Origin of the sequence: Lysobacter sp. 22409, assembly GCF_052045105.1 — a bacterium.
GTDB classification, from domain to species: domain Bacteria; phylum Pseudomonadota; class Gammaproteobacteria; order Xanthomonadales; family Xanthomonadaceae; genus Lysobacter; species Lysobacter antibioticus_B.
In genome coordinates this window covers 2,855-10,620 of the sequence record NZ_JBQEOE010000076.1, presented here as the reverse complement: position 1 = coordinate 10,620, position 7,766 = coordinate 2,855, and the positions used below count along the sequence as shown (strand labels likewise).

At 66.1% G+C, this 7,766-nt stretch carries 9 protein-coding genes; 5 read left to right on the top strand and 4 right to left on the bottom strand.

Annotated elements, in window-relative coordinates; genetic code table 11:
* Positions 1-220: 220 nt before the first annotated feature.
* Both ACTJJK_RS22470 and ACTJJK_RS22465 read right to left on the bottom strand, forming a co-directional pair.
* Positions 221-388: a hypothetical protein gene (locus ACTJJK_RS22470; RefSeq protein ID WP_223620674.1), complete on the bottom strand. Its 168-nt coding sequence runs from the start codon at positions 386-388 to the stop codon at positions 221-223.
* Between the two features lie 242 nt (positions 389-630).
* On the bottom strand, positions 631-1,230 hold the full coding sequence (locus ACTJJK_RS22465; protein WP_440731295.1) for an NUDIX hydrolase: 600 nt from the start codon (positions 1,228-1,230) through the stop codon (positions 631-633).
* A 183-nt stretch (positions 1,231-1,413) separates the two neighbouring features.
* On the opposite strand from ACTJJK_RS22465, the gene ACTJJK_RS22460 reads away from it, so the two are divergent.
* From ACTJJK_RS22460 to mtnC, 5 genes are all read left to right on the top strand, one after another.
* Positions 1,414-2,892, top strand: coding sequence for an amino acid permease (locus tag ACTJJK_RS22460; protein ID WP_031373333.1), 1,479 nt, complete (start codon positions 1,414-1,416; stop codon positions 2,890-2,892).
* A gap of 241 nt (positions 2,893-3,133) precedes the next feature.
* The gene (locus ACTJJK_RS22455; protein WP_031373332.1) at positions 3,134-4,564 is read left to right on the top strand and encodes an amino acid permease; all 1,431 of its coding nucleotides are present in this window, start codon (positions 3,134-3,136) and stop codon (positions 4,562-4,564) included.
* 132 nt (positions 4,565-4,696) lie between these two features.
* Positions 4,697-5,335, top strand: coding sequence for a methylthioribulose 1-phosphate dehydratase (locus tag ACTJJK_RS22450; RefSeq protein ID WP_031373331.1), 639 nt, complete (start codon positions 4,697-4,699; stop codon positions 5,333-5,335).
* Positions 5,332-5,889 (top strand): 1,2-dihydroxy-3-keto-5-methylthiopentene dioxygenase, encoded by a 558-nt coding sequence (locus ACTJJK_RS22445; RefSeq protein ID WP_031373330.1) that lies wholly within the window; start codon positions 5,332-5,334, stop codon positions 5,887-5,889. The genes ACTJJK_RS22450 and ACTJJK_RS22445 overlap by 4 nt, the downstream gene beginning before the upstream one ends.
* A 149-nt stretch (positions 5,890-6,038) precedes the next feature.
* Positions 6,039-6,734 (top strand): acireductone synthase, encoded by a 696-nt coding sequence (gene mtnC, locus ACTJJK_RS22440; protein ID WP_440731294.1) that lies wholly within the window; start codon positions 6,039-6,041, stop codon positions 6,732-6,734.
* A 139-nt stretch (positions 6,735-6,873) separates the two neighbouring features.
* Here mtnC and ACTJJK_RS22435 read toward each other — a convergent pair whose 3' ends face one another.
* Together ACTJJK_RS22435 and ACTJJK_RS22430 are read right to left on the bottom strand one after the other, a co-directional pair.
* The gene (locus tag ACTJJK_RS22435; RefSeq protein WP_031373328.1) at positions 6,874-7,092 is read right to left on the bottom strand and encodes a hypothetical protein; all 219 of its coding nucleotides are present in this window, start codon (positions 7,090-7,092) and stop codon (positions 6,874-6,876) included.
* Positions 7,093-7,101: 9 nt separating this feature from the next.
* Complete coding sequence (locus tag ACTJJK_RS22430) at positions 7,102-7,569, bottom strand: type II 3-dehydroquinate dehydratase (protein WP_440731293.1); 468 nt, start codon at positions 7,567-7,569, stop codon at positions 7,102-7,104.
* Positions 7,570-7,766: the final 197 nt, after the last annotated feature.

Sequence of the window (7,766 nt, the reverse complement as noted above, 5' to 3'; positions counted from 1 at the left end):
GCCCTTGCAAGGAGAGCCCTTTTCTTTGGTTACTTTTCTTTTGGGCTTAGCAAAAGAAAGTAACCCGGCCGCGTTAGCGGACGGAAGCTCTGCACTTGCTTGAAGCTTCTAAGGAAACAAGATCAAACGCCAAAAGCTTCCGCCACTAAAGCGGCGGGTTACTTTCTTTTGTCATAAGCAACAAAAGAAAGGTAACCAAAGAAAAATGCTTTTCTTTGAATCAAGGGCCCGCACGTTCGATGCCAACGCAGGGCTTTTTCATACGGGACATCCCTGTCCCGATGAAAAACGGCGCGCATCCCTGCGCACCGCCCTCCGGGTCTTCGATGTCCTTCGCCAGTGCGAAACGACGCACAACAAAAGCCACAGCAAAAACAGCCATAGCCATAGCCAAATCCAGCCTTAGCCAAGAAGGAAATCGCACGGGACAGGGCAACAGCATCGCGAAGACTGGTAGCACCGCCTGAAGCCCTGCGGTCGCGGCTCACGCCGCTCCTACAGGAAGCTGCGGCTGGTAGCGCCGCGAGGCCGGGACGGCGCGGTCGCGACTTGCGTCGCTCCTACCCTTTGGTACGCATCGCTCGGGCGGTATCGCCCGGCACCGCAAGCATCTTCATTGCGGCCGCCGCCTCAGCCACGCTCCAGCCACTTGCGGGCCATGCGCCGCATCGACTCGTCGCTGCCCGGGTCCTCGAGCAATTCGGCGATCTCGCGCCAGGCCAGGTCCAGCGATTCCTCGCTGATCACGTAGTCCTCGTTGTCGCTCGCGCGCACGACGTAACGCAGGTCGTAATGCCAATGGCCGGGGACGTCGCGGCGTTCCGGGATCCAGTGGCGGTCGAGGTCGAACAGCTCAGGCTCGACGCTGAGCCCGGTCAGGCCGGACTCTTCCTCGGCTTCGCGCAGGGCCACCTGGGCCAGGTCGCGGTCGCCGTCGGCATGGCCGCCAAGCTGCAGCCAGCGCTCCAGTTTGCGGTGGTGGGTCAGCAGGACCCGGCGCCCGGCCCGGTCGATCAGCCACGCACCGCCGGTGAAATGGCCGGCCAGGCGCTCGCGCAGGAAGGGGTCGCCGGGCGCCAGGGCGCCGTCCGGGGCGGTGCCGCGGCCCTGGGCCTCGTCGAGCAAGGCTAGAAACGCCAGCGTATGTTCGGCTTCCTGCGGCCAACGTCGGCCATATTCGATGAGATTGGAACGCAGAACTTCGACGACGTCGGAATGTTTCGCAGGCATGCGGAGTGAACACTGGCGCGCGACCGGGGGCGCGATTATGCGGGCAAAGCCCGTGACGGTGTGCGCTTGCCGCCCATTTCCACCCTGGGTTAAGGTGGCCCGCCGCTCCACTGAGGGAGGCGGTCATCGTCGTCGCCAGAACGACGGGTAGAGATCACTTCTTACGAGAGAGAGGGGAGTTCGATGTCGAGAGGCCTGTTCATCACCAAACCGGTGGCGCCGTCCGGCCACGTGGATGCCGGCGAGCCCGTAGAGGGCAGCCTCGAAGGCGAGGCAACGCTGAAGCGATCGTTGACCGCCACCCAACTGGTGATGCTAGGCATCGGCGCCGTGATCGGCGCCGGCATCTTCGTCCTCTCCGGTCACGCCGCGGCCGAACACGCCGGCCCGGCCATCGTACTGAGCTTCATCGTCGCGGGCATTACGTGTGCCTTCGCCGGCCTGTGCTACGCCGAGTTCTCGGCGATGATGCCGGTCTCCGGCAGCGCTTATTCGTATTCCTACGCCACCCTGGGCGAATTCGTCGCCTGGTTCATCGGCTGGAACCTGGTCCTCGAGTACCTGTTCGCGGCCTCGACCGTCGCGGTCGGCTGGTCGGGCTACCTCAACAGTTTTCTAAGCACGTGGGGCATGGGCCTGCCGGCCTCGCTGGCGGCCGCGCCGCTCAACGTCGTCGACGGCAGCATCGTCTACACCGGCGGCCTGATCAATCTGCCGGCGGTGGCGATCGTCGCCGCGCTCAGCGGCCTGTGCTATGTCGGCATCACCCAGTCGGCCTTCATCAATACGATCATCGTCGCGATCAAGGTGATCGTGATCACCCTGTTCGTGGCCTTCGCCGCCAAGTACATCAACCCCGACAACTGGGTGCCGTTCATCCCGGAAAGCCAGGGCCCCGGCAAGTACGGTTACGACGGCATCATCCGCGGCGCCTCGGTGGTGTTCTTCGCCTACATCGGCTTCGACGCGGTCTCGACCGCGGCCGGCGAGGCCAAGAACCCGCAGCGCGACATGCCGATCGGCATCCTCGGCTCGCTGGTCATCTGCACCATCATCTACATCATCGTGTCCGGCGTGCTGACCGGCCTGCTGCCCTACCACATGCTGAGCACGCCCAAGCCGGTCGCGACCGCGCTGGAAGCCTATCCGGCGCTGAGCTGGCTGAAGATCGCCGTCGAAATCGGCGCCATCGCCGGCCTGAGCTCGGTGATCCTGGTCATGCTGATGGGCCAGCCGCGCATTTTCTACTCGATGTCGAAGGACGGCCTGCTGCCGGGTTTCTTCGCCAAGGTGCATCCGAAGTTCCAGACGCCTTACGTCGGCACCATCATCGTCGGCATCTTCGCCGCGCTGCTGGCCGGGTTCCTGCCGATCGGCCTGCTCGGCGAGCTGGTGTCGATGGGCACCCTGCTGGCCTTCGCGACCGTCTGCATCGGCGTGCTGATCCTGCGCAAGACGCGTCCGGACTTGCCGCGCCCGTTCCGCGTGCCGCTGGCCGTGGTGATCTGCCCGCTCGGCGCGGCCGCCTGCCTGTACCTGTTCTGGAAGCCGTTCTCCGAGCATTGGCACCTGATGACCGGCTGGACCGCGATCGGCATGCTGATCTACTTCGGCTACGGCTACCGCAACAGCAAGCTGCGCAAGGCCGCCAACGGCGCCTGACCGGCACGCAGTCAGCAAGGCCGGCGGAACTTCCGCCGGCCTTTTTCCTTTTCACGTAACGCATCGCACCAGCGATCGGATTCGAGTCACCAGGCCCGGCGGCGTTTGACCGCCATCCCCGCGAAGGCGGGGGTCGAGCGAGTTCAAAGGTTCTCGCAGGTAAGGCCCTGGATTCCCGCGTTCGCGGGAATGACGAGCGGAAGGTCGCTGCACAGCCGCAAGCAGCACCAGGAAGAAACACATGCTGGGACAACTCTGGGCGACCAAACATCCGCATGCCGCCCACACCGACGCCGAAGGGCTGAGCCTGCACCGCACGCTCGGGCCCTGGGGCCTGACCGCGCTCGGCATCGGCGCGGTGATCGGCGGCGGCATCTTCGTCATCACCGGCAAGGCCGCGGCCGAACACGCCGGCCCGGCGATCATGCTGTCGTTCGTGCTCGCCGCGATCTGCTGCACCTTCTGCGCCCTGGCCTATGCCGAGTTCGCGGCGATGGTGCCGGTCTCGGGCAGCGCCTACACCTACACCTACGCCACCCTCGGCGAACTCGCGGCCTGGTTCATCGGCTGGATGTTGATATTGGAATACGGCGTGTCCGCGTCGGCGGTCGCGGTCAGTTGGACCGGCTATTTCCTCAGTCTATTGGAACATTTCGACATCACCCTGCCCGCGGCGCTGGTGCAGGCGCCGCTCGACGCCAAGCTGCGTCCGACCGGCGCGATCGCCAACCTGCCGGCGGCGGCGATCGTGCTGCTGCTGACCTGGCTGTGCTACGTGGGCATCCGCAAATCTTCGGCCATGAACATGGCGATGGTGTTGCTGAAATCCGGCCTGATCATCCTGGTGATCGTGGTCGGCTGGAAATACGTCGACCCGACCCTGTGGCAGCCGTTCATCCCCGAATCGCAGGGGCCCGGCAAGTACGGCTGGGAAGGCGTGCTGCGCGGCGCCTCGATGGTGTTCTTCGCCTACATCGGCTTCGAGGCGGTGTCGGTGGCGGCGCAGGAATCGCACAAGCCGCAGAAGGACATGCCGATCGGCATGCTGGCCTCGCTGGCGATCTGCACCGTGCTCTACATCGGCATGGCCGCAGTCATGACCGGCCTGGCGCCGTACAACCTGCTCGGCACCGACGAGCCGGTGGTCACCGCCATCGCCGGCCACCCGGAGCTGAACTGGCTGCGCCTGGTGGTCGAGATCGGCGCCCTGGTCGGCCTGTCCTCGGTGGTGCTGGTGATGATCATCGGCCAGCCGCGCATCTTCATGATCATGGCCCGCGATGGCCTGTTGCCGCCGATCTTCACCAAGATCCACCCCAAGTACCGCACCCCGCACGTCAACACGGTGATCACCGGCATCGGCATCGCCCTGCTCGCGGCGCTGTTCCCGCTCGACATCCTCGGCGACATGACCTCGATGGGCACCCTGATCGCCTTCGCCGCGGTCTGCGCCGGCGTGCTGATCCTGCGCCGCACCCAGCCGGACCTGCCGCGCCCGTTCCGGATCCCGTTCGCCTGGGGCATCTGCCTGGCCGGCATCGTCAGCTGCCTGGTGCTGCTGTCGACCATGACCGCGCACAACTGGATGCTGATGGGGGTCTGGACCGGCATCGGTTTCGCCATCTATTTCGCCTACAGCTTCCGCCACAGCCGGATGCGCAAGAACGGCTGAACGGCCCGGCCGGCCCTTGATCGGCCGGACCAAGCCCATCGCGGCCCCGCGGCAACGCTGTGTTGCCGCCAGGACCGGCAATGACGCGGCGACCGGAGCGATCCGGTCGCCGTTTGTTTGTAAACTGCGACCATGAACAGTTCTCTGCCCTACGACCCCCAACGCCTGTCGCACTGTGCCGGCGAGATCATCGTCAACGTGCGCGAACTGGCGCTGCGCGGCTGGACCCCGGCCACGAGCAGCAACTTCTCCAGCCGCATCGACGCCGGGCACGTCGCCATCACCGTCTCCGGCCGCGACAAGGGCCGCCTGACCGAAGGCGACATCATGGTGGTCGACCTCGACGGCCAGCCGGTCGCGACCAGCCACCGCCCCTCGGCCGAGACCCTGCTGCACACCCAGCTGTACAAGCGCTATCCGCAGGTCGGCTGCGTCCTGCACACGCATTCGCAGACCCAGACCGTGGCCTCGCGCCTGTACGCCGGCATCGGCCACGTCCACCTGGAAGGCTACGAGCTGCTCAAGGCCTTCTCCGGCACCACCACCCACGAAACCGCCCTGGACCTGCCGGTGTACCCGAACACCCAGGACATGCCGACCCTGGCCGCCCAGGTCGACGCCACCCTCGACAGCCAGCCGATGTGGGGCTATCTGATCGACGGCCACGGCCTGTACGCCTGGGGCCGCGACATGGCCGAGGCCCGGCGCCACCTGGAAGCGTTCGAATTCCTGCTGGGATGCGAACTGGAACTGAGGAGACTGCAGCGATGAGTCGCCTGCGCATTTTCGTCGAGGACCAACCCGACACCCCGCAACTGAGCACCTCCGACCAGGGCGAGATCGCGCGCGAGCTCGCCAGGATCGGCGTCGGCTTCGAGCAATGGCAGGCCGCGCAGCCGGTCAAGCCGGGCGATTCGCCCGAGACCATCATGGCCGCCTACCGCGGCGACATCGACCGCATCGTCGCCGAGCGCGGCTTCAAGACCGTCGACGTGGTCAGCATCGCCCCGGACAACCCGCAGCGCGACACCATGCGCAACAAGTTCCTCGACGAGCATTACCACAAGGAAGACGAAGTGCGTTTCTTCGTCGCCGGCTCGGGCTTGTTCACCCTGCATGTCGAGCCGAAGGTCTACGAGATCAAATGCGAACAGGGCGACCTGATCTCGGTGCCCGACAGCACCCTGCACTGGTTCGACATGGGTCCGGAACCCAGCTTCGTCGCGATCCGCTTCTTCACCGAGCCGGACGGCTGGGTCGGCTACTTCACCGGCACCGACCTGGCGCAGCAGTTTCCGCGCTACGAGAAGGGCCAGGCGGGCTGAACCAGGAAACGAGCGAAGAGGAGTGAGGAGTGAGCGGGTTGCGCTCGGGCCCGATCCGCCTCGCTCGTTTGCCGGCCGCCGCTGGCGCTCACTCCGCGCCATAACGCCCAACGCTCACTCCTCACTCCTCTCCGCTCAAGACTAGTCTTATGCCCATCCACGCCATCCTCACCGATATCGAAGGCACCACCAGCAGCATTTCCTTCGTCAAGGACGTGCTGTTCCCGTACGCGCGCCGCGCCCTGCCCGGCTTCGTCGCCGCACGCGGGCGCGAGCCGGCGGTGCGCAAATGGCTGGATGCGGTCGCGCTGGAAAACGGCGGCGTGTGCCAGGACTCGGTGGTGGTCGAGGTGCTGCAGGGCTGGATCGACCAGGACCGCAAGCACACCGCGCTCAAGGCCCTGCAGGGCATGATCTGGGCCGACGGCTACAAGAGCGCCGACTTCACCTCGCACATGTACCCCGACGCCGCACCGGCGCTGCGCCAATGGAAGGACCAGGGCCAGCGCCTGTACGTCTATTCCTCCGGCAGCGTGCCGGCGCAGCGATTGCTGTTCGGCCACAGCGATGCCGGCGACCTGACCGAGCTGTTCTCGGGCTGGTTCGATACCGAAGTCGGCGGCAAGCGCGAACGCGACAGCTATGCGCGCATCGCCGAATCGATCGGACTGCCCGCAGGCGAGATCCTGTTCCTGTCCGACGTGGTCGAAGAACTCGACGCCGCGCGCGAGGCCGGCCTGGCCACGGTGCTGATCGACCGCCTCGACGACTATCCGCAACCGCGCGAAGGCCAAGCCACCCACGGCCATACCCGCGCAGTGTCGTTCGCTCAGGTCGAGGTTTGACGGCAGGCGACGGTTTCGCCGTCGCTTGAATCGCGGGTCGCGGCTTGTCCCTTCAGGACGCCGCGCCCGCTCCGAAAACGCAGCGACGCGATAGCGGGGGCGCGGCTTACGCCGCTCCTACAAGCCCCTCGCGACGACGCTACAACCGGCTCAGATGCCGGATCCGCACTTCATCGCGCTCCACGCCGCGTTCGCTGGCGACCTGGCTGCGGATGCGCTCGACCAATTCGGCCGGATCGAAGCCTGCCGCATCCGGCGGCGCGTAATCCAAAGTGGTCTCGCCGCGGATGCAGAAACGGCCGCCGACCAGGATCTCGTAATCGGCGAAATAGAAATGGTGCTCGGACGTTGGGCTCATGAACGCGGCTCAGGTGCCGACGTGGACGTCGTTGCCGCTTTCGGCGCAGCCCAGGTGCTCCAGGGCGATCGACAAAGCCAGGGTATAGCTTTGCGCGGCGTAGCCATGGACCAGGCGCAGGCGCGGGCCGCATCGCGGCGCGATCGACGGCTCCAGGGCGTTCATGTCGTCGTCGTGGACCTCGATGTAGGGCATCGACAACCGCGCCAGTGCGCCGCGCAAGGCCTCACTGGCCGGCACGCAGGCGCCGGGGTCGAGCAGCAGCAGTTCGGTATTCGCCGCGCGCATCGCCTGCAGGCATTCGACCAACTCGTCTTCGCTGCGGCAACTGCGCAGCGCGAGCGCCTTGCCGGCGATGGCGGCGCGCTCGACCAAAGTCGCGCGCACCGCGCCGGCCAGGGCCGGAGCCCTCGGATCAACCTCGGACACACCGCCTTGCGGGCCGCGCAGAATCAGGATCGACACGTCGGTACTCACGGCGCACTCGGAATGGCGCGCCTGCGGAGCACTGTAGGAACGGCGGGCGTAAAGGCGCCATTCGCTGCGCGGGCGGCGGCGTAAAACCGGCGTCAATTCGTGGTGGGTTCGCGGCGTACGGTTCGCCGGAAAGTTCGCTGATACGACGCTGTTTGCGTCGCGGTCTGCGTCTCGATGTCGCGGCTTGCGCCGCTCCT

What these genes read in the sequence shown, in the direction of transcription:
- ACTJJK_RS22470 (WP_223620674.1), bottom strand. Translation starts at nt 388, where the DNA reads ATGGCTATGGCTGTTTTTGCTGTGGCTTTTGTTGTGCGTCGTTTCGCA.
- ACTJJK_RS22465 (WP_440731295.1), bottom strand. Translation starts at nt 1,230, where the DNA reads ATGCCTGCGAAACATTCCGACGTCGTCGAAGTTCTGCGTTCCAATCTC.
- ACTJJK_RS22460 (WP_031373333.1), top strand. Translation starts at nt 1,414, where the DNA reads ATGTCGAGAGGCCTGTTCATCACCAAACCGGTGGCGCCGTCCGGCCAC.
- ACTJJK_RS22455 (WP_031373332.1), top strand. Translation starts at nt 3,134, where the DNA reads ATGCTGGGACAACTCTGGGCGACCAAACATCCGCATGCCGCCCACACC.
- ACTJJK_RS22450 (WP_031373331.1), top strand. Translation starts at nt 4,697, where the DNA reads ATGAACAGTTCTCTGCCCTACGACCCCCAACGCCTGTCGCACTGTGCC.
- ACTJJK_RS22445 (WP_031373330.1), top strand. Translation starts at nt 5,332, where the DNA reads ATGAGTCGCCTGCGCATTTTCGTCGAGGACCAACCCGACACCCCGCAA.
- mtnC (WP_440731294.1), top strand. Translation starts at nt 6,039, where the DNA reads ATGCCCATCCACGCCATCCTCACCGATATCGAAGGCACCACCAGCAGC.
- ACTJJK_RS22435 (WP_031373328.1), bottom strand. Translation starts at nt 7,092, where the DNA reads ATGAGCCCAACGTCCGAGCACCATTTCTATTTCGCCGATTACGAGATC.